20 protein-coding genes and 1 CRISPR repeat array are annotated in these 21133 nt (G+C 64.8%); of the genes, 14 read left to right on the top strand and 6 right to left on the bottom strand.

Features of this window, described 5'->3' with window-relative positions:
* The first annotated feature begins 32 nt into the window (after nucleotides 1-32).
* The 13 genes from BI347_RS12800 (at nucleotide 33) to BI347_RS12740 (ending at nucleotide 11886) form a co-directional block, all read left to right on the top strand.
* Nucleotides 33-1148, top strand: a complete 1116-nt coding sequence (locus tag BI347_RS12800) for a DegT/DnrJ/EryC1/StrS family aminotransferase (RefSeq protein ID WP_071116010.1) — start codon at nucleotides 33-35, stop codon at nucleotides 1146-1148.
* Nucleotides 1145-1660, top strand: coding sequence for an NUDIX hydrolase (locus tag BI347_RS12795; protein ID WP_071114815.1), 516 nt, complete (start codon nucleotides 1145-1147; stop codon nucleotides 1658-1660). The genes BI347_RS12800 and BI347_RS12795 overlap by 4 nt, the downstream gene beginning before the upstream one ends.
* Nucleotides 1657-2760: a DegT/DnrJ/EryC1/StrS family aminotransferase gene (locus BI347_RS12790; protein WP_071114814.1), complete on the top strand. Its 1104-nt coding sequence runs from the start codon at nucleotides 1657-1659 to the stop codon at nucleotides 2758-2760. The genes BI347_RS12795 and BI347_RS12790 overlap by 4 nt, the downstream gene beginning before the upstream one ends.
* Nucleotides 2741-4096, top strand: coding sequence for an NAD(P)/FAD-dependent oxidoreductase (locus BI347_RS12785; protein ID WP_071116009.1), 1356 nt, complete (start codon nucleotides 2741-2743; stop codon nucleotides 4094-4096). The genes BI347_RS12790 and BI347_RS12785 overlap by 20 nt, the downstream gene beginning before the upstream one ends.
* Nucleotides 4093-4803, top strand: coding sequence for an HAD family hydrolase (locus tag BI347_RS12780; protein WP_071114812.1), 711 nt, complete (start codon nucleotides 4093-4095; stop codon nucleotides 4801-4803). The genes BI347_RS12785 and BI347_RS12780 overlap by 4 nt, the downstream gene beginning before the upstream one ends.
* Entirely contained in the window at nucleotides 4800-5915 is a 1116-nt protein-coding gene (locus BI347_RS12775) for a fatty acid desaturase family protein (protein WP_071114811.1), read from the top strand. Before BI347_RS12780 ends, BI347_RS12775 begins: the two co-directional genes overlap by 4 nt.
* Nucleotides 5908-6810 (top strand): S-methyl-5'-thioadenosine phosphorylase, encoded by a 903-nt coding sequence (gene mtnP / locus BI347_RS12770; protein ID WP_071114810.1) that lies wholly within the window; start codon nucleotides 5908-5910, stop codon nucleotides 6808-6810. The genes BI347_RS12775 and mtnP overlap by 8 nt, the downstream gene beginning before the upstream one ends.
* Before the next feature lie 19 nt (nucleotides 6811-6829).
* Nucleotides 6830-7426, top strand: a complete 597-nt coding sequence (gene nudK / locus BI347_RS12765; RefSeq protein WP_071114809.1) for a GDP-mannose pyrophosphatase NudK — start codon at nucleotides 6830-6832, stop codon at nucleotides 7424-7426.
* A gap of 27 nt (nucleotides 7427-7453) precedes the next feature.
* Entirely contained in the window at nucleotides 7454-8635 is a 1182-nt protein-coding gene (locus tag BI347_RS12760; RefSeq protein ID WP_071116008.1) for an MFS transporter, read from the top strand.
* 10 nt (nucleotides 8636-8645) lie between these two features.
* On the top strand, nucleotides 8646-9338 hold the full coding sequence (locus tag BI347_RS12755) for an HAD family hydrolase (RefSeq protein ID WP_071116007.1): 693 nt from the start codon (nucleotides 8646-8648) through the stop codon (nucleotides 9336-9338).
* Nucleotides 9335-10306 (top strand): ABC transporter substrate-binding protein, encoded by a 972-nt coding sequence (locus BI347_RS12750; protein WP_071116006.1) that lies wholly within the window; start codon nucleotides 9335-9337, stop codon nucleotides 10304-10306. The genes BI347_RS12755 and BI347_RS12750 overlap by 4 nt, the downstream gene beginning before the upstream one ends.
* A complete protein-coding gene (locus tag BI347_RS12745) occupies nucleotides 10303-11385 on the top strand; it encodes an aldose epimerase family protein (RefSeq protein ID WP_071116005.1) in 1083 nt (360 codons plus the stop codon). Before BI347_RS12750 ends, BI347_RS12745 begins: the two co-directional genes overlap by 4 nt.
* 132 nt (nucleotides 11386-11517) lie before the next feature.
* Complete coding sequence (locus BI347_RS12740; RefSeq protein WP_071116004.1) at nucleotides 11518-11886, top strand: LysR substrate-binding domain-containing protein; 369 nt, start codon at nucleotides 11518-11520, stop codon at nucleotides 11884-11886.
* 13 nt (nucleotides 11887-11899) lie between these two features.
* Here BI347_RS12740 and BI347_RS12735 read toward each other — a convergent pair whose 3' ends face one another.
* Nucleotides 11900-12802 (bottom strand): LysR family transcriptional regulator, encoded by a 903-nt coding sequence (locus BI347_RS12735; protein ID WP_071114803.1) that lies wholly within the window; start codon nucleotides 12800-12802, stop codon nucleotides 11900-11902.
* Nucleotides 12803-12921: 119 nt separating this feature from the next.
* Here BI347_RS12735 and BI347_RS12730 point away from each other — a divergent pair, with 119 nt between their 5' ends.
* Nucleotides 12922-13107 carry a 4-oxalocrotonate tautomerase gene (locus BI347_RS12730; RefSeq protein WP_071116003.1) on the top strand — a complete coding sequence of 62 codons (186 nt, stop codon included), beginning with the start codon at nucleotides 12922-12924 and terminating at the stop codon, nucleotides 13105-13107.
* Nucleotides 13108-13244: 137 nt separating this feature from the next.
* A CRISPR array of direct repeats spans nucleotides 13245-17300; the repeat unit is 29 nt; unit sequence CGGTTCATCCCCACGCACGTGGGGAACAC.
* 99 nt (nucleotides 17301-17399) lie between these two features.
* Here BI347_RS12730 and cas2e read toward each other — a convergent pair.
* The 5 genes from cas2e to cas7e are packed head-to-tail and all read right to left on the bottom strand — an operon-like array spanning nucleotide 17400 to nucleotide 21119.
* Nucleotides 17400-17705, bottom strand: a complete 306-nt coding sequence (gene cas2e, locus BI347_RS12725) for a type I-E CRISPR-associated endoribonuclease Cas2e (RefSeq protein WP_071114801.1) — start codon at nucleotides 17703-17705, stop codon at nucleotides 17400-17402.
* Nucleotides 17686-18603 (bottom strand): type I-E CRISPR-associated endonuclease Cas1e, encoded by a 918-nt coding sequence (gene cas1e / locus BI347_RS12720; RefSeq protein ID WP_071116002.1) that lies wholly within the window; start codon nucleotides 18601-18603, stop codon nucleotides 17686-17688. Before cas1e ends, cas2e begins: the two co-directional genes overlap by 20 nt.
* Nucleotides 18600-19304 (bottom strand): type I-E CRISPR-associated protein Cas6/Cse3/CasE, encoded by a 705-nt coding sequence (cas6e, locus tag BI347_RS12715; RefSeq protein WP_071116001.1) that lies wholly within the window; start codon nucleotides 19302-19304, stop codon nucleotides 18600-18602. Before cas6e ends, cas1e begins: the two co-directional genes overlap by 4 nt.
* Complete coding sequence (gene cas5e, locus BI347_RS12710) at nucleotides 19301-20062, bottom strand: type I-E CRISPR-associated protein Cas5/CasD (RefSeq protein WP_071116000.1); 762 nt, start codon at nucleotides 20060-20062, stop codon at nucleotides 19301-19303. The genes cas6e and cas5e overlap by 4 nt, the downstream gene beginning before the upstream one ends.
* 4 nt (nucleotides 20063-20066) lie before the next feature.
* A complete protein-coding gene (cas7e, locus tag BI347_RS12705; protein WP_071115999.1) occupies nucleotides 20067-21119 on the bottom strand; it encodes a type I-E CRISPR-associated protein Cas7/Cse4/CasC in 1053 nt (350 codons plus the stop codon).
* Between the last annotated feature and the right edge of the window lie 14 nt (nucleotides 21120-21133).

The raw sequence follows: 21133 nt of genomic DNA, 5'->3' as shown, positions 1-21133 counted from the left end.
CACACCGCCAAGCCCGCCAGGAGCCCGCAACCATGACCGATACCACCCTCACAGCGCCGGCAGCCAGCCGCGTCATTTCCGACAAATACCGCCCCAGCTACCCGGATGATCTGGGCGCGCTGGAACAGGCGCTGCGCGGCGCCTTGTCCGGCACCAGCGACACCGTGGCGGCTTACGAACAGGCGCTGGCAGCCTGGTTCGACTCCCGGGATGCCGTCGCTGTGTCTTCCGGCGGCGCCGCCTTGAGCGTCGCCTTATATGCCGCCGGCGTGCGGCCGGGAGACGACGTGCTGCTGACGCCCAGCAGTCCCTTGTGCACCGTCTACCCCATCATCGCCGCCGGCGCCAATCCGGTATTCGTAGACACCCGCCGCCACGGCTTCGGCGCGGACCCGGCATCGGTGCGCGAGCGCATCGGCGCCCGTGCCCGCGCCATCATAGACATTCCGATGTGGGGCTATCCGACGGAGGTCGACCAGCTCAAGCAACAGGCGGAGCAGGCCGGTGTGCGCCTGATCCTAGACCTGGCCCATTCGCACGGCACCACCCTGCACGGCAAGCCGCTGTCCCATTACGGACACCTGTCCTGCTTCAGCACGCATGAGCGCAAGCCGCTAGCAACCGGCGAAGGCGGCTTCATCCTGACCGACGACCCGGAACTGGCTAAACGCTGCCGCGACTACAGCCGTTTCGGCAACCTCAACGGCGTCGATTTTGGCCTCAACTACAAGCTGGCCGCTCTGCCGGCTGCGTTGGGACACAGCCGGCTGGCCACGCTGACAGAACAGATTGACCGTCGCCGCTCCAACGCGCGCCGCTTACTGCAGGGGCTGCGCCATCCCAAGGTACACGAGAAACAGATCATAGCCGGCGGCAACCCCAACTACTATTTCCTGAATCTGGCACTGGGCTTCGCCGACAACCGCGCCTTCATCGACTATCTGGACGAGCGCGGCATTCCGTCCGACATCAAGCGCTACGGCTGCAAGGCGCTTTACCAATTTCCGGCGCTCAAGCAATACCGGCTCGACTGCCCCCATGCGGAAGCGCTGCTCGCCGGCATGACCACCATCCCGGTTCATCCCGCGATCAGCGAGCAGGACCTGGATTACATGGCCAGTTGTATCAACCTTTACGAGGCGCCATGATCAGCATCGATTCCAGCCGCGCCAGCCTGGACAAACACTTCACGGCCTCGGCCTTCGTGCTGAATCCGCACCGCGAAGTGTTGTTGATCCATCACCGCAAGCTGGGGGTCTGGCTCTATCCGGGCGGCCACGTCGAGCGTCACGAAACGCCGGACGAAACCGCGCTGCGCGAAGTGCGCGAGGAAACCGGCATCCAGGCGGCGCTCCTGGGCGAGCGAGACCTCGCGCTCGCCGATACCGAGGCCGATGTCAGCGTGCTGCACCGGCCCTACCAGGTGCTGTGCGAATACATAGCGGATCCGCGCGAACCTCACTACCACCTGGATTTGATCTATCTGTGCGCCAGTATGGCGCGCGGCTGCCCGCCGCAGCGGGAGGCTGCCGAAGCCGGCTTTTTCGCCCGGCATCAGTTGGACGAATTGCGCATGTTCCCAAACTTCCGGCGCATGCTGGAGCGCCTGTTCGACGAACAGGCGGTTTGGGATGCGGTTATTCAAGGAGCAGACCGATGAGCACTTCCACGCTTGCGCGCCGCGCTATCGCGGAAACCTGCGCGCACGACACCGCGGACGATCTGCCGGAACTGGCCCGCGCGCTGCGCAGCGGGCTGACCGGCACCTCGGACATCGTGGCCGAATACGAAGCGGCGCTGGCGCGGCTGTACGACATCCCGCACGTGATCGCCGTATCGTCTGGCGCCGCGTCGGTGAATGCCGCGCTGGCCGGCCTGGACTTCGCGACCGGCGACGAAGTGATACTGGCGCCGACCTGTCCGATCTGCACCGTGCTGCCCATCCTGGCGCTGGGCCTGGTCCCCGTATTCTGCGATGTGGCGCCCGACAGCTTCGGTCTGGACCATGACGATCTGCTGCGCTGCATCGGCCCGCGCACTTGCGCGGTGATAGAAGTGCCGATGTGGGGCTACCCGGTCCGCTCCGACCTCAGCTGGGAGCTGCTGCGCAGACGCGGCATACCGCTGATTCAGGACCTGGCGCACTGCCACCTGACCCGGCTGAACGGTTCCTGGCTGGCGCGCATCGGCGACATCTGCTGTTTCAGCACCCATGACTGCAAATTCATGTCCACCGGCGAAGGCGGCTTCGTGATGACGCGCGACCGTAAGCGGGCGGAGCGTATTCGCGCCTATACCCGTTTCGGCAATCTGAGCGGCGAGACCGTAGGCATCAACCTCAAGCTTGGAGGCTTGCAGGCCGCGCTGGGCCTGGCGCGTTCGCGGCAACTGGAAACCCACCTCGCCGCGCGGCTTCGCAATCGCCGACGGCTGCTGGCGGCGCTGGATAATCCGGCTTTCCGCGAATTGCCGATCCCCGATCAGGGCGAAGCCAACGGCTACGCCCTGATGCTGCAAGCCGTGGCGCACGATGGCCGCCAACTGGTGCGCTACCAGATGGAACGCGGCATTCCTTCCGACATCGGCAAGTACGACAACCAGCCGCTGTTCCAGCTGCCGATGCTCGCGCGCTACCGGCGCGACTGCCCGAACGCGGCCAGCTTGTTGCGCTCGCTAACCACGGTGCCGCTGCATCCGGACCTGAGCGAAGACGACCTGGACTACATCGCGAGGACACTGAATGACTACACCCCGCTTTAGCGGCGGCCACGCCGTGGTGATCGGCGGCAGCGTCGCCGGCTGCCTGGCCGCCGCGGTGCTGGCCAAACGCTTTGAACAGGTGACCGTGGTGGAAAAGGGCGACTTCCACGACGAGACCGGCCCGCGCCAGAGCGTGCCGCAGGAACACCATGTCCATCTGCTGCTGCAGCGCGGAAAAGAAATCATGGAAGACATATTCCCCGGTTTTCTGCGCGAGCTGGAGCTGGCCGGCGCACAGATCGCCGACCTGGGGCATGACGTCAAATGGTATCAGGCCGGCCTGTGGAAAAACCGCTATCGCAGCGGCATCCATGCCCACTATTGCAGCCGCCGCCTGATCGACAACCAGTTGCGCCGCCGCATCGCGCTGCTGCCGCGGGTGACCGTGCTGGCGCGCACCCACGTGGAAAAATTGTGCATCAGCCGGCGTGACGGCGTGCCGACGGTATCCGGCGTCATGCTGCGGCAGGACGATGGCGAGCGCCGGCTGGCTGCGGACCTGGTGGTGGATGCCAGCGGACGCGGCACCAGGACGCCGGGCTGGCTGGAAGCGGCCGGCCTCGGGAGCGTGGAGAAAAGCGTGGTCAAAACCGACCTCGGCTACGCCTCCCGCATCTATCGCCGCCGACCGGAGTTCGCCTCCCGCTGGCAAGTGCTGCTGGTGCTGGCCACGCCACCGCGGCAACGCGCCATGGGCGTGATCAGCCCGATAGAGGGCGACCGCTGGATGGTGACCACCGGCGGCTGGTTCGGCCACTATCCGGACCGCGACCCGGAAGCCTTTCTGCACGCGCTGGCCAAGCTGCCGGTGCCGGACATCCATCAAGTGATACGCGAGGCGGAACCACTGTCCGAGGTAGCGGTGTTACGCATGCCCGGCAGCCAGCGCCGCCACTACGACCGGCTGCCGGTCTGGCCGGATGGCCTGCTGGTGGCCGGCGATGCGCTGGGTAGCATGAATCCGCTCTACAGCCAGGGCATGACGCTGTGCGCGCTGGAGGTGGAATGCATCGATCGCCACCTGGAGCGGACGCTGGATGGATCGCTGCCCTTCCACGACTTGCAGGAAAAGCTGTGCCGGGTGCTGGACCCGGCTTGGCAGATGGCCGTGACCGAGGACCTGCGCTTCCCGGAAACCGAGGGCAAGCGCAATTGGCACACCCGCTTCCACCACTGGTACGGCGCCGGTCTCGCACGGCTGTCGGCGCGCCACCGCGGCGCGCTGGAGCTCCAGATCGGCGTCAGCAACCTGATCACCGACCCGGCCCGCCTGTACGCTCCGGCCATCGTCTCGCGCATCCTGCTCGACTCCGCCCTGCCCGGGGGAAATCCATGACCACGCCGCCCCTGCCCGATCTCGCCGGCATCGAACATCTGGTTTTCGACTGGAACGGCACGCTGATCGACGACATCGAACTGGCAGTCGCCGCGGTGAACCGCTGCTGCGAGCGCTTTCAGGTGCCGCCGGTTACCCGCGAGCGCTACCGCCGCGACTTCGGCTTCCCCATCGCCGATTTCTACGCCAGGCTGGGGTTCGACTTCGCGCGCAACTCCTTCGCCGAGATCGTCGCGGTCTATCTGGGGCACTTCGACGCCCACGTCGGGCATTGCCGACTCCATGCCGGCGCAAGCGAGCTATTGGACTGGGCCGATGCCCGCGGCATCGGCGCGTCGGTGCTATCGGCCTCGCAACGCGACGTGCTGCTGCAAACACTGGAATCCAAACGCCTGCTCCACCGCTTCGAACACGTGGTCGGCCTGGATCATAGCCATGCCAACAGCAAACTCGAAGAGGCCCGGCAGTTGCAACAGCGGCTGAGGCGCCCCGCCGCCAGCACGCTGTTCGTCGGCGACACCCTGCACGACTGGGAGGTGGCCAGCCAGGTCGGATGGCGCGTGCTGCTGCTGGACACCGGCCATCAGGACCATACGCGCCTGCAAAGCAGCGGCGCCGCCATCTGCACCGGCCTTGGGCAATTGCATGCGGCGCTGTCCGCGACCACAGCCTCGGCCATGCCGGCAGGGGCGGGAGACTCTCCATGAACCATAGTTACCTGCAAGCGCTGCTGGCCGTGCTAGCGTGTTCGTTGACGATGCGGGCCATCGTGGCCTTATATTACCGCGACAGCAAACCGGTGATGCGCCGGCTGCGGCTGCTGCCCCGCATCAGCGACAATCCCGAAACCTACTACCGTCCACTCGACGCCTGGCTGGCGCCGTTGCCCTTCATCTGGACCTGGTTGGACATCGTGGCCGCTATCATGCTGGCCACCCTGGCCGACTCACCGTTGCTCTGGACCTTTGTCGTGCTGTGGAGCGGCGGCCGGATGCGGGCCTTGCAAGAATTCGGCCACAACGCGGTCCACTTCGCCCTCTGCCCCTCCCACGCCTGGCAATGGTGGCTGAGCGACATCTTCTATCAGTTCCCGGTGTTCAAGCGCGACATGCATAGCCGCCACAAGACCCATGGCGACCATCACCGCAAACCCAACCATCCCGAGCACGATCCCAACCGCGCCCGGGTATTCGCCGGCGGCTACGAGGCCGGGCTGTCGCCATACGCCTTCGTCGCGCGCCTGTTCTACCCGCTAAGCCCGGCCGGCTTCAGAAACAACGTCGCCACCATGCTCCGCAACAGCCTGCTCAACCATTCTCGGCTCACCGCTCTGGCCCGCTGCGCCACCTTGCTGGCCATCGGCCTGTTGCTGTACGGGATAGGCGGCTGGCAGGGTCTGATCTTTGGCTGGTGGCTGCCGCTATTGACCAGCTATCCGGTGTTCGCCTGGATTTCCCTGCTGACCGAGCACCGCTGGCTGATTGAAGGCTTCCCGCAGGAGCGACTGGAACTGGAATACCTGATGGGCAGGCCGACCGACTACTTCGGCATCGCCGGCTGGCTGGTGAGAGTCTTCATCGCGCCCACATCCGACGCCTATCACCTGGCCCATTCGCTTTACCCCGGCGTGCGCTGGAACTACCTGCCCGCCATCGACAGGCACCTGAAAATCAACGAGCCGCGCTACAGCGACAACGCCAGCGAAGGGTTGTTTTTCCAACGCGGCAACGCGCCGTCGGCGCTGTCCGAGCTGCGCGAACGGCTGGTTTCCCCATCCGTGACGGCCCATTTATCCACCCAAGGGGTGCACCATGACTGACACATCCGGCAAAACCATTCCTCGCATAGGCATTATCGGCGGCAGCGGCTTCCAGCAATTGCTGGGCCTCACCGACGCGCAAGCCATCCATTGCGACACCGCCTTCGGCCAGCCCTCGTCCGCGGTGACCACCGGCTACCTAGCCGGCGTGCCGGTAGCCTTCCTGCAGCGCCACGGTCCCGGCCATACCATTCCGCCCGCGGCCATCAACGCCAAAGCCAATATCGCGGCCCTGCGCAGCGTGGGCTGCAAGCAGATACTGTCGATGAGCGCAGTGGGCAGCCTGAGCGCCGAGGTGCCACCCGGCCATTTCGTGCTGGTCGACCAGTTCATCGACCGCACCCTGATGCGCGACAAGACCTTCTTCGGCCCGGGCCTGGTAGGACACGTGCCATTCAGCGATCCGGTATGCGGCCGCATGCGCCAGGCGCTGGCGGAAAGCGCCGCCGCCGCCGGGGTTGCCGCGCGCGACGGCGGCACCTACATCGTCATGGAAGGCCCGCAATTCTCCACCCGCGCCGAATCCATGCTCTACCGCCAATGGGGCGGCAACGTGATCGGCATGACCGCCATGCCGGAAGCCAAGCTGGCGCGCGAGGCCGAGCTCTGTTACGCGCTGGTGGCCATTCCTACCGATTTCGATTGCTGGCATCAGTCGCACGAGGCCGTGAACGCCGCGATGGTCTCCGAACGGATGGCGCAAATCGGCGCCAGCGCGCGCCGCCTGGTCGAGGAGGCGGTGAAACGCCTCGGCAGCCACGACGGCGACTGTCGCTGCGGCTGCGACCGCGCGCTGGAAACCGCGGTGATGACCGCCCCGGCACTGCGCGACCCGGACATGCTCGCCCGCCTACTGACCGTGGCGCCCAACGCCACCCATCTCCTCCCCCGCTGACCAACCCTGGAGCCCTGATTTGACCGCCACACTTTCCACCAGCGACCGCATCCGCATACATCGTACCGAGGTGCTGTCCGACGACTGGTACGTACTGCGCAAGACCACCTTCGACTACCAGCTCCGCAACGGCGTCTGGCAGACGATCTCGCGCGAAACCTATGACCGCGGCAACGGCGCCACCATCCTGCTGTACAACCGCGCGCAACAAACCGTGATCCTCACCCGGCAATTCCGCTTCCCGGCCTTCGTCAACGGCCACGACGGCATGCTGATCGAAACCTGCGCCGGACTGCTGGACCAGGACGATCCGGAAACCTGCATCCGCAAGGAAACCGAGGAGGAGACCGGCTACCGCATCGACAAGGTGCGCAAGGTATTCGAAGCCTTCATGAGCCCGGGCTCGGTCACCGAACGGCTGTTCTTCTTCGTCGGCGAATATCAGCCGCGGGACAAGGTGGCGGACGGCGGCGGCATCGCGACCGAGGGTGAGGAGGTGGAAGTGCTGGAGCTGCCGTTATCCCAGGCGCTGGCGATGTTGGACAGCGGCGAAATCGCCGACGGCAAGACCATCATGCTGCTGCAGTACGCGCAGCTGCATCGGCTGCTGGATTGAGGCCGGAATCGACATTGGAGACCGCCTGTGGATCAAGCCGAACGTCCTGCGTCCCATCCGTTCCACCGCGATGGCCCCACCTGGTTTCTCTATCTGGTGCTGGCGGTCTTCGGCTTCCAGCAGTCGGTGCTAGGGTCGGTGCTGCCCTTCCTGCGCCAGGAGTTGGGCTTCGACACCATCCGGGTCGGCTGGCACTTCACATGGTACGCGGCCGGACTGGTGGCTTCCGGGCTGCTGGCCGGCCAGTTGCTGAAGCGGCTGCCGATCAACCTCCTGGTGCGCGGCAGCGCCATCGCGATGGTGGCGGCGGTGCTCAGCATCACCCAGGCCGCAAACTTCGCCGGCACCCTGGCGGCGGCGGCGGCAATGGGTCTTAGCGGCGGCGTGGTGCAAGCCGCCGTGCAGGCGGGGCTGGCCTGGCATCAGCCCGGCCACCGGGACATGGCGATGGTGGAGGCCTTCGTCTTCGCCGGCATCGGCGTGTTTTCCGGCCCCTTGCTGGTCGGCCAGCTGGCGGCATACGGCCTGTCCTGGCGCATGGCTCTGCTGGCGTCGGCTCTGGTCCTGGCGGTGGTTATGCTGCTGCCCGGCCCTTCCGCCCGCGGCGACGCCAGTCGGCCATCCGCTCGCGCCGCCGCGATCCCGCTGGCCGTCGCTCTATGCTGGCTCACCGTGCTGCTGGGCATAGGAGCAGAATGGGGCATAGGCTTCTGGGGCGCGCAGTTCCTGCAGATCAGGCTGGGCCTCAACCCGCCGCAAGCAGTCAGCCTGATGTCGGTATTCTTCGGCGGCACCGTGTTCGGCCGCATAGTCTCCAGCCGCCTGCTGGCCATATTCGATGGCAGGAACATGCTGTTCAGCGTGATTCTGCTTGGTTGCTGCGCCATTCTCGCGCTGTGGGGCAGCGGCCATGCCGTCGTCACCGTCTTCGCGCTGGCGCTCGCCGGCATGTGCCTGGGCAACTTCTTCCCGCTGATCATCAGCAACGCCATCCGGCTGGAGCCGGCCCATGTCGGCCTGATCTCAGTGGGCTCCACCCAGGCGGTCGGCGTTTCCCTGCTGGTGGTGCCCATCGTGCTCGGCTATGTCGGCCAGTCTGCCGGCCTCATCAATGCGATCGGGATGCTGGCCGCTCTGCCGCTGCTGATGGCAGCCGCCTGCCTGGCCGCAAGCCAGCGCCATCTTCTGCCGCACAAGGCCACCTTTTGAAAGGGACATCATGAATTCAGCCGACTTCACCCTGCTGTTCGATCTGGACGGCACTCTGGTGGATACCGACATCCTCCATTTCGGCGCCTACCAGACATTGCTGGCCGGCTACCAGCGCAGCATCACCATGCAAACCTATAAGCAGCGCATCATGGGCGCGCCAAACGACGCAATCATGCTAGAACTGTTTCCCGAGCTGCCGCAAGACGCCCGTCGCCGCTTGTCCGAGCACAAGGAGGAACTGTTCCGCGCCGCCATCGTGGAGCTGGAACCAATGCCAGGCGTGTTGGAGCTGTTCGAGTGGGCCGAGACGCGCCATGTGCCCATCGCGGTGGTGACCAACGCGCCCCGCGCCAACGCCGAGTTGATGCTGAAAGGCTTGGGACTGGCGAAGCGAATCAACACGCTGGTAATTGGCGAGGAGCTGCCGCGCGGCAAGCCCGACCCCCTGCCCTACCTGACCGGGCTGCAGCGGCTGGGCGGAAGGGCGGAACGCGCGCTGGCCTTCGAGGACTCGCTGTCTGGCGTGCGAGCGGCCAGCGCCGCCGGCATCCACACCTTCGGCATCGGCACCTCGCTGCCGGAAGCGGCGCTGCTGGGTGCCGGCGCCCAAGAGGCTATCAACGACTTCACCGCCGCCGCCCTGTGGCGGCGTCTGAACGCGCTGGAGCTGGGCACCGTCACAGAGGCATCGCGCGCATGAGCCATCCTGCCCCCCCTCACGGACTGCCGGCGGATGCGGTGCGGATTGATGCCGCCACCGGCAGCGGCCTAGCCGGCAGACTGATCGCCTACAGCTCCTTTGAGCCTTACGAACTGGCCGACTACCTGCAGGCGCTGCGCATCCTGTTGCCCGATATCGCCATCGAGCTATGGCGCATGTCCACCGCCAGCCTGACCGAACTCTTGCAGGCCGGCGTCGAGGGCGACCTGATACTGGGCTGGGCCGACACCGCCGCGCAGTCGCCCGGCATCGCGGAGCGGATCGCGCCACCTGCGCCGGGCAGCGGCACCGACCCCGACGGTTTCTGCCGACCAACCGGCTTTTCACTGGCCTTCATCACCGACCCGAGCTGCCTCCGCGCGCGCGGCGCAGATGCGCCAAAAATCTGGCAGGACCTGGCCGCGCCGCAGTTGGCCGACGGCATCCTGTTTCCCGACCCGCGCCGCTCCGGCGCCGGCTATCTCGCGCTGAGCACCATATTGCAATGTTTCGGTACGGAAGACGGCTGGCGGCTGATGACGGAAATAGACCGCAATGTGCGCGACTATCCCGGCTCCGCCTGGGCGCCCGCCGCCCGAACCGGACAGGACGGCATCGCGATCGGCGTCACCGTGCGCATCGCCGCCAGCCGCCGCCAGCAAGAGTTCCCGACTCTGTCCATCGCTCTGCCGCTGGATGCCGTAGGAGCGGAGGCGGAGGTCTACGGCGTGCTGGCCGCCAGCCGGCAACCGGCGCTAGCGCGCCGCGTGCTGGCATGGGTGATGTCGGACGATGCCGCCCATCGCTTTCGCAGCCACGCCAAACTGCTGCTGCAAGAGCCTGAACAGGCGCTGTTCGCCATCGACCCTTTACGCGCCACCCGTGAACGTCCGGCCATTCTGCAACGCTTCGACGAACTGATGCGGCAACGCGCCGCGCGCAGCCCCCTGACGGAAGGAATCCAATGATCACCCGATCGGTTTTCGGCACCTTGCCCGGCGGTGAAACCGTAGAGCGCATCGAACTGACGCTGGCCAACGGCTTCAGCGCCGCCATCCTTACCTGGGGCGCCACGCTGCAATCGCTGCGCAGCCCTGACCGCGAAGGCCGCTTCGCTTCGGTGGTGCTGGGCTACACCACGCTGGACGACTATCGCAACGCCGGCGGCAGGCTTGGCGCCACCATGGGCCGCTACGCCAACCGGATCGAAAATGGCCATTTCCATCTGGATGGCCAGGACCATCAATTGCAGCGAAACGAGGGGCGCCACGCCATCCATGGCGGACCGGAAGGATTCGACCGCCGCCTCTGGAGCGTCGAGAGCATCCTCGACCTGCCGGACCGGCCGGAAGTCCGCCTGCGGCTGGAAAGCCCGGATGGTGACCAGGGTTTCCCCGGCCGCCTGGTTCTTACCGTATCCTATGCGTTGAAGGCGCCCGGCGATCTGGTCATCAGTTATGAGGCTAGCAGCGATAGGCCTACTGTGTTCAACACCACCAACCATGCCTATTTCAACCTGGCCGGCGAGGGCAGCGGCAGCGTGCTGGATCACCGATTCACCATCCCGGCCGACCGCTTCCTGCCGGTAAACGACGAACTGATCCCCACCGGCGAAATCCGCAACGTGGACGGCACAGAGTTCGACTTCCGCGAAGCCCGCCCCCTGGCCGCCGGCATCCGCGCCGATGACCCGCAGATCCGCCTGGGCCGCGGCTACGACCACTGCTACGTGCTGTCGGAAAACGGCCCCGAGCCTTACCCGCGGCTGGCCGCCCGCGTGGAGGAAGAGCAAAGCGGCCGCCAGCTGGAGGTGCTCACTACCGAGCCCGGCCTGCAACTGCACAGCGGCAACGTGCTGACCGGGCGCTACCACGGCGCATCCGGCCGCGCCTACCGCCAGTCTGACGGCTTTTGCCTGGAGGCCCAGCACTTTCCCAACGCGCCCAATGCCGCCCACTTCCCCAGCACCGTGCTGCGGCCAGGCAAGCCTTACCGCTCCATCACGATCTACCGGCTGGGCATCACCCCGTCTCTCGCTCGGAGTTGAGTGACCCGGCTTCCCCGAATGCCGGCGCCAACCTGGTGTCGGCATCCAGCTGGAAAATGGCGGCATACGCGCCGCAATGGCGTCGACCCACATCACGCCCAGCGCTGTCCTTGCGCCGGCCAGCCCAGCTTGATGGCGGACGGGCAGGCCCTGCTGGAGGAGCTGAAAGCCCGGCCGCGCTGGCCCTGGCTGGGCATACGCATGCGGCCAGGGCGCAAGACGCTGGTCAACGCCGCCGGCGAGGAAAACGCCTTCGCCTTCCGGCCTCTCCTCACCGTCAACAGCATAGACGCCGCCTGCCAGCTGGCCGTCGCCGGTGCCGGCCTCGCCACGCCCCCGGCCTTCCTGGTGGAAAACGAGCTGGCCGCCGGCCTGCTGGTGGAGCCGCTGCCCGGCTGGCGGGCGGCGGCGCTGGGGGTCTACGCGGTATGGCCGGCCAACGCCGCCCGCGCCAGCCTGACGCTGCGGCTGGTGCAACATCTAGCGCAAACCGCCGGATAAACCCCTCGCAGCCTTAGCCGAGGGGACCATCCGCGCCGAAGCGCCGCAGCAGGAAATCCACCACGCTGCGCAGCTTGGCGGTGGGGCGCCGGTCTTGCGCATAGACCAGATGCATCGGGGTGGTCCGGAACGACCACTCCGGCAGCACCGGCAGCAAACGACCGGCGGCCAGGTCGTCGGCCAGGATGGCCTCCGGCTGCAGCACAATCCCCATGCCGTGCAGGGCGGCGATGCGCAGGGCATTGCCTTGGTTGGCGGTGAAAGGCCCTTGCACCGACACCGTGCAATTTTCGCCGCCCGGCCCCAGCAGATGCCAGCGGTCATAGCGCCGCCAATACGACATTCCCAGGCAGGCGTGCCCGCTCAGCTGTTCCGGATGGCCTGGATGGCCATGCTGTTCCAGATAGGCGGGCGCGGCGGCCAGTAGCCGGCGATAAGGCTGCAACGGCCGCGCCACCAGGCCGGCATCGCCAACCTCGCCGATCACGATGCCCAGCTCATACCCTTCGTTGATCAGGTCCGGCGCGCGGTTGTCCAGCGTGAGATCGACGCCGACTTCCGGATAGCTCGCCAGATAGTCGGTCAGCGCCGGCACCAGGCTGTGGCTGCCGAAGCTGACCGGCGCGATCAACCGCAAGCGGCCGCGCGGACTGGCCTGCAGCTCCAGCGCGCTGGACTCCGCCAGCTCCACTTCCGCCAACACATGCTTGCAGCGCTCGTAGTACAGCCGCCCCACTTCGGTAAGCTGCTGCCGTCGGGTGGTTCGGTGCAGCAAACGCGCGCCCAAGCGCTGCTCGATGACACGGATGTGCTTGGCCGCCATGGTAGCCGAAACCTGGCTGGCCTCCGCCGCGGCCGCGAAGCTGCCGCTTTCCACCACCCGCACAAACATCGCCATGCTGGCCAGCTTGTCCATGATTAACAACCCATAGGTTTGGAATGTATCAAATCATGGCATATTTATCGGCGGCGCGCGCTGGATGATACTGGCCTCATCGGCACCCGCTTCGCGGCGCCGCCCACTGGAGAATTGTCATGCCCATCCTGCACCTGGAACTGCAACCCGGCCGCACCCCGGAACAAAAACGCGCCTTCGCGAGCGAAGCCACCCGCGTCATGGTGGAAACCCTGGGCTGCCCGCCGGAAAGCGTGGACATCGTGATCAACGAAGTATCGCGCGAAAACTGGGCCAAGGCCGGCACGCTGTACGCCGACAAATAAGGCCGGCCCACGGCGCCAGCAAACCGCCAGCAAGACCGCGCGCTGCTGGCGCCGCCCAGCAAAACCGCTTGGACATGCCTCTCTCCCCTGGTGGAAAGGGGGTTAGCGAGAGAGGGCAGCGCGAACTGTTCCGAAGCCTGCTCATCCCCACGCACGTGGGGAACACTACGACGGCTACCAGGACGACCTCCACAAGAACGGTTCATCCCCACGCACGTGGGGAACACTGGTTAATGGGATGGCCCATCGGGTGGACCGACGGTTCATCCCCACGCACGTGGGGAACACGGCGCGGCAGACGCGATTATTGAGGTAACCCGCGGTTCATCCCCACGCACGTGGGGAACACATCGGCGCGGTGTAGTCCTGCCAGCACTCTGGCGGTTCATCCCCACGCACGTGGGGAACACATCGGCGCGGTGTAGTCCTGCCAGCACTCTGGCGGTTCATCCCCACGCACGTGGGGAACACGCTGGCCACTTCCAGCAACTCCCCGACCATGTCGGTTCATCCCCACGCACGTGGGGAACACCACAAAATCGCGGACGATGGATTGATAGGTGACGGTTCATCCCCACGCACGTGGGGAACACTCATGGCCGGACGCGGCGCGACCATCGACGTTCGGTTCATCCCCACGCACGTGGGGAACACACGTGACTTATCCAATTCTGCGCGCAATTGTTCGGTTCATCCCCACGCACGTGGGGAACACGTCCGCTAGTCCTGTGGTGTAATTCGCCAAGGCGGTTCATCCCCACGCACGTGGGGAACACTCATGGCCGGACGCGGCGCGACCATCGACGTTCGGTTCATCCCCACGCACGTGGGGAACACACGTGACTTATCCAATTCTGCGCGCAATTGTTCGGTTCATCCCCACGCACGTGGGGAACACGTCCGCTAGTCCTGTGGTGTAATTCGCCAAGGCGGTTCATCCCCACGCACGTGGGGAACACAATACGCAATAAAAAATAAGTCCCTGAGAAAACGGTTCATCCCCACGCACGTGGGGAACACTCTGGCCAAAGTCGCGCTTGGCAACCGGCAGTCGGTTCATCCCCACGCACGTGGGGAACACGTCTCTCCAGCTCATGCTCATAGGTGTGGTTCCGGTTCATCCCCACGCACGTGGGGAACACTTTTCCACGCTTGTTCGAATGACATACTGTTTCGGTTCATCCCCACGCACGTGGGGAACACGGTGAAGACGTGACCGCCATGGGCGCGGCGTTCGGTTCATCCCCACGCACGTGGGGAACACCAGGAATAGCTGCCCGTCAGCACACAGTACCGCGGTTCATCCCCACGCACGTGGAGAAGACGCGACCGGGATATCTAGTTCGCGGGCAAGGCGCGGTTCATCCCCACGCACGTGGGGAACACCGACGTTGTCTAATTGAATGTTTGGATTTTTCCGGTTCATCCCCACGCACGTGGGGAACACCGAACACAGACCGCGTGCTGACCTGCATGCCCCGGTTCATCCCCACGCACGTGGGGAACACGTCTTCTCCGGCGTCTCAGGCTTTGCCCTCTCCGGTTCATCCCCACGCACGTGGGGAACACCTGGTACGTTTGAGCCTGTTATCGTTTCTGCGCGGTTCATCCCCACGCACGTGGGGAACACACCGCCAAGCTCGCCGAAGACATCGACCATATCGGTTCATCCCCACGCACGTGGGGAACACCTGGGCAGCCTGAACTTCAGTCATCAGGCCGACGGTTCATCCCCACGCACGTGGGGAACACACCAGGATATGGCATGAGCAATTGTAAATTCACGGTTCATCCCCACGCACGTGGGGAACACGTGTCAAGTGGCTTTCGCGGCATATCCTCGCCCGGTTCATCCCCACGCACGTGGGGAACACTTGCGCCGCGTCGATCACTGCGTACCAGGTGTCCGGTTCATCCCCACGCACGTGGGGAACACGAGATACTGGCGGCATGCAATGGACGCGTGGACGGTTCATCCCCACGCACGTGGGGAACACCGGCCAGTCCCGGCCCTTGACCCTACTGAGGACGGTTCATCCCCACGCACGTGGGGAACACTGGAAAATCAACGTGGATGGCTCCAATTGGGGCGGTTCATCCCCACGCACGTGGGGAACACAAGTAGAAGAAAATAAACTCGCCTCATTCACTCGGTTCATCCCCACGCACGTGGGGAACACGCAAAAGCGGATTTTGAAGGATACGAGGGCAACGGTTCATCCCCACGCACGTGGGGAACACCTGATGCCGGTATTTTTGCGGGGAAGCCGCTTCGGTTCATCCCCACGCACGTGGGGAACACTTCCGCCCTATACCTCTGGCATTCAGCCCAGGCGGTTCATCCCCACGCACGTGGGGAACACCACGATCCGGGGTGGGCCGCTGAGCCAGGCCGCGGTTCATCCCCACGCACGTGGGGAACACCTGCATCAGCTCAGCCATGGCGGCCAGTTGCGCGGTTCATCCCCACGCACGTGGGGAACACGTCAGTGCAAATCCAAAAAGTTGAAAAAAGTCCGGTTCATCCCCACGCACGTGGGGAACACCTTCGGTTTTGGTCTCTCCGCAAAATTTGCAGCGGTTCATCCCCACGCACGTGGGGAACACAACCAACAATCGTTTTCGCAGACGCTGTCGAACGGTTCATCCCCACGCACGTGGGGAACACTAAGCACGAGCAGACCTGACGATGGCGACGGCCGGTTCATCCCCACGCACGTGGGGAACACCGCGGCAAAAACGACCAATCTAGCCGCCCATACGGTTCATCCCCACGCACGTGGGGAACACTTTCCAGGGAAAGAAAATTGACGCTTCGATGCCGGTTCATCCCCACGCACGTGGGGAACACCGATCATCTGCGAACATCCGCGATCGGCAAAGCGGTTCATCCCCACGCACGTGGGGAACACTCTTAGGGTCGGGTGCCGGCTGGAAAAACAGGCGGTTCATCCCCACGCACGTGGGGAACACGTTTCATGCACTGAAAAGTATGACCTTGCCGGCGGTTCATCCCCACGCACGTGGGGAACACGCTGACTAATCGCCGCCCTGGTGCATTTCAGGCGGTTCATCCCCACGCACGTGGGGAACACATAAGCTCGCCTCATTCACTCTTTTCACCACCCGGTTCATCCCCACGCACGTGGGGAACACTCGGCATAGACCCGATCCCCGACAATCACCGGCGGTTCATCCCCACGCACGTGGGGAACACAAAACAGTCCCATCCAATTTACCACCTGTTGCCGGTTCATCCCCACGCACGTGGGGAACACGCCGGCACCGACGCCAATACCAATCCAATCAGCGGTTCATCCCCACGCACGTGGGGAACACAGAATGCGACGTCAGCGGCACGGGCCCAGACACGGTTCATCCCCACGCACGTGGGGAACACCTGATGAATGGCCAATTGATGCGGTCCAGCCGCGGTTCATCCCCACGCACGTGGGGAACACGCCACGTCGAGCCCTGGCCCATGTCCAACGCACGGTTCATCCCCACGCACGTGGGGAACACCGCGCCGTTTTTGTGACTGGCCGGCTGTGACTCGGTTCATCCCCACGCACGTGGGGAACACGCCGCCAAAAACGCGGCCTAGCCCCGCTACCCCGGTTCATCCCCACGCACGTGGGGAACACGCGACCGAACCCTGAGGGCATGAGTCGGGGGACGGTTCATCCCCACGCACGTGGGGAACACACCTGGCGCGTAAGGTTCCGCCTTTCCGGCGTCGGTTCATCCCCACGCACGTGGGGAACACCGCCTTCCTCCGGGTTGGGCTGAGTAATGCGACGGTTCATCCCCACGCACGTGGGGAACACTTTTAGCCGTGCGGCAGCTTTGTTGTCATGAGCGGTTCATCCCCACGCACGTGGGGAACACCTGAGAGGCATTGACACCTACGGCAATAATGTCGGTTCATCCCCACGCACGTGGGGAACACTGACATGAAACACAGTGCCTAAATCATCAATGCGGTTCATCCCCACGCACGTGGGGAACACTTCTTTTCGTCGTAATACGGCAGGAATGTATTCGGTTCATCCCCACGCACGTGGGGAACACACTAATGGAGTCCGCCAGCACAGACGGCAAACCGGTTCATCCCCACGCACGTGGGGAACACTCATCCACCCGAACGCCGCGCTCGTCGCTGGGCGGTTCATCCCCACGCACGTGGGGAACACACCAATCTCAAGCAATTGATTTTTAAAAACAAAAATAGCGCGATAAAATCTACCGATTTTTAAAGAGCCAAACCAGCCTTCGGCAGGGTGAAAAGCGGACTACTCCGCCGCCGGTTCCTGCGACGCAGGCGGAGGCAGGAAGGACACCAGTTTGGCGCCGTCGAACTCCACCGGCATGCGGCGGTTGGCGCCTAGGGTGACGAAGTCGAAACCGGCCTCGGTGGCCGCCTGCCAGGCCATCACCGCGTTGCCGTCCTCCAGCCCCTCCTCTACCTGCTGCCACAGGTAGTCGCGGATCTTGCGGTTGTAGGTACCGATGTAGACGCCAGCGCGGATTTCCAGCAGCCAGATCGCCAGCCGGCCGCGTAGCCTGGGCGGCGCGTTTTCAAGTACGATGACCAGCATCGCCCAGCCCCTCGTCTTCCGGAAACGCCGCCCCCACCACGCCCTCCGCCTCCGGCTTGTCCAAGCCGCCGGCATCCAGCAGGGTTTCGATGTCAGGGATAACGCGCTCCAGCAGCCGCGTCTTGCGGAACATGTCGCGGCAGCGCTGGCGCACCTCTCGCTCCACATTGTTCACCGGCTTGGCCGCTACCACGAAGGCCACCGGCACCACGGTTTCAAACTTGTAGATGTCGGCCACGTCGTAGACGAAGGACAAGGGCTTGCCGCTGTGGATAAAGCCGATGGCCGGCGCGTAGCCGGCGGCCAACACCGCCGCCTCGGCTACGCCGTACAGGCAGGAAGTGGCGGCCGACAGGCAGCGGTTGGGGATGTCGGCCTGGTCCCAGTCTTCGCGGTCGTAATTGCGCGCCTGCCATTTCACGCCGTACTGCTGCGCCAACTGCTGGTACATGGCCCGCACCCGCGCGCCCTCTATGCCGCGCAATTGCTCCACGCTGCGGCGCTGCGGCGGCTCATCGCCGAAGCGGCGGCGGTACATCTCGCGCACCACCTTCAGCCGCGCGTCCTCGTCCAGCGCCAACCTCGCCTGATACAGCAGCCGGTCGGCGCGCGCGCCGCCGGGCTGGCCAGCGGAGTACAGCCTCACCCCAGCCTCGCCCACCCAAACCAAGAGCGTGCCCACTTGCGCCGCCAACTTGCAGGCGGCGTGCGACACCCGCACGCCTGGCTCCAGCATCAGGCAAGCCACGCCGCCCACCGGAATGTGGGTGCGCACGCCAGTGACGTCCACCGCGACAAAAGCGCCGTCCAGCACGTCCAGCTGGCAGCGCTCGACAAACAATACGGAAAGCCGCTCTTTGATGGGAAGCGGCTTCAAGGGCGGGAGGGGTTGGCTCATGGCAGCCGTTTCACCAAGAGCAGGCCGCAGCCGAAGCCCAGCGCGTGTCCCAGGCTGGAGTGCGGCTCGGCGGCGGGCTGACCCAACAACGCGCGCGCCAACTTGTCGCCATCCGCCACCCTGGCCATTCCCTGATAGTCTATCGAGGAGAAACGCATGCGGCGGCCCTTGCTATGGAGCACATGCTGGAAATAGGCATCCACCTGTACTTCGTCCTCGTCAATCTTCATCCCCCAGGCCGCAGCGCGCCGGGTGAGCCAATCCAGCGCGGCTCCGGTCATCGCCGTCTGCATGGCTTCCGGCGATAAGCCTTTGGCTTTCGCCTCGGTCTTGGCCGCCATCAATACATCATGGCGCTGGCTGCGCTGTCCCTTTTCCTTGGGCTTGGCCACCACCGGATTAGCGCGCAGGCTGAAATGCACCCATTCGCCGGATTCCAACCGAGGCTGGTAAGGCTTGCTTTCCACCCTCACTGCCGGATGCCAGGCTTGCGGCGGCCGCTCCGACAGCAGGTAGTACAGCAGATGGCCATTGGCGCCCTGCTCCGCGCGGAACAGGAAATCGCGCTTGGCGTCCGGCGCATCCGGAAATAGCTTCCACATCAACCGGTGGTCGCGATAGGCATTGCCGGCAATCATCACGTCCGATTCGCAGGCGGCCGCAGACGCCGGAATCATGATGCGGGACAGATAATGGCTCATTGCGTGCCTCCCGCCAGATAGGCCAGTTCGCGGCGCGGCTCGAACTGCCAGCGCCGGCGCGACAGCGGCTGGTCGTGCCGCGTCAGCTGCAATGTGGCCTCCATGCCTACATCCGCCATCGCCTCGTCCCAGAAATAACGCGCCTGCCTGTCCTCATTGAGATTGATATCAACCGCCAACGGCTCGTCGCCATCGACATCGACAGCGGACACCAGCGGTTCGCCATCGCGGCTGTCCAGTGCCTGCTTCAGCGTGTCGAAACCTGCGATGCACGGGCCCAGCGGCAAAGCCAGCGGGCAGGACTTGCGGCCGAGATAAGGCATGAACACCGGAGAAGCCAACGCTTCCGCCAAGGCAGGCAAGCCATGCGGCGCATCCGGCGCGGCTTCCACCGCCACCACGCTCAAGCTATCGCTGCGGTATTCGCGGCTGGTGAGAATAGTGTTCAGCTTTTCCTTGTCACGCACCTCCTGGCGGCGGGTGCGGTAGGCAAACTTCTTGGGAATGTCCGGCCACTGCACGGTGTGGTAGTCGCGCAGCGGCATGCCAGCAGCGATCAGCTTGATGCCGAAACGGTAGCCGCGGCTCAAGGCCTGCTGGCTGGCTTCGTCGTCCCTCCTCGCCCCCAACGCTGCGCCCAGCAGGCCCAGCAGCGCGGAGCGGGACGGATGGTCGGCGCTGATGCGCTGCTCGCCCACCGCTAGCTCGCCCCAGCTTGCCATCGGGCCGTACAGCCGGAAAACCAGATACTCGCGCATGGCCCTACTCCGCGGCAAAAGCCAGCAACGCTTGCAGGCTGCCCTCGCCCTTGATCACGTCTAGCTCGTAGCGGCTATCGGCGCAGGCGCCGTACACCTTGTCCATATTCTCCCGCACCGACGTCAGCGCCGCGATGCCGCCGATAGCATAATCGCTCCCGCCCAGTGGCTTGAGAAAGGCCAGCGACAGGCTGCGCGGCTGGCGGTTACCGCGTTCGGCCAGCGCATAGTGGGCGTAAGCGCGGCTAGCGTAGCTGTTCTGCTTGCCGCCCGGCGCCACCGTCAAGGCGGCCTCGATCAAGGCGGCGATGGCACGCTCCGCCAGCGCGTGGTCGCCGCCCAGGTTTTGCAGCAGCAGTTCACGATCTATGCAGATGTATTGGTAAAACACGGCGGCGGCGAAGGCGCTTTCGCCGATGTGGGCCGCGCCGGGGTCGTGCTTGTTCAGATCGTCCACCGCGGTGAAGTAGTCGTCCTCCAGCGCCGTGGCGTGGATGCCCAAGGCGTGCGCCACCTGCACCGCAGCCTCGATATTGTGCTCAGTCTTGCTGGCCAGCATGCGGCCGAACATGGCGATATCCGCCGACTGCTGTTTATGCAGCAGCGCGTCCAGCTCTTCTTTCTCCGGCGCGCGCTTGTCGGCGATCAGCTTGGCCACCAGTTTGTCCAGCGATGCCTTCTCTTCCGCCGAGACATGCACCAGCTGCTCTATCTCGTAAGGCTTGTCTTTCTTCAACGCACCATACACCTTGGCAATCTCGTTGGCGCTGTCGCCGGCCAATTTTTCCGAGAAGCCGGCAGCCCGCAATTGCTCATAGACCTTCACGCCCAATTGCTTGGTGCGGGTACCCAGATGCCCCTCACTCTCGCCCACCTGGCTGAACAGCTTTTGCGCAAACAGCTCGGACGTGCGCCAGGCGCGCTTCAGGCTTTGCGACGACACGCGCAGACGCTCGACGCCGCCCATCATCGCAGTCTTGGGTCGGCCCAGGTCGTCGCGGTTCAGATTGGCCGGCGGATAGGAAATCAGGGTGTGCAGCTGGATGAAACGGCTCATGTTTTGTCTCCAAA

Origin of the sequence: Chromobacterium sphagni, assembly GCF_001855575.1 — a bacterium.
Lineage (GTDB): Bacteria > Pseudomonadota > Gammaproteobacteria > Burkholderiales > Chromobacteriaceae > Chromobacterium > Chromobacterium sphagni.
The sequence above is the reverse complement of the archived record's forward strand: the minus strand, read 5'-3'. Positions and strand labels throughout refer to the sequence as shown.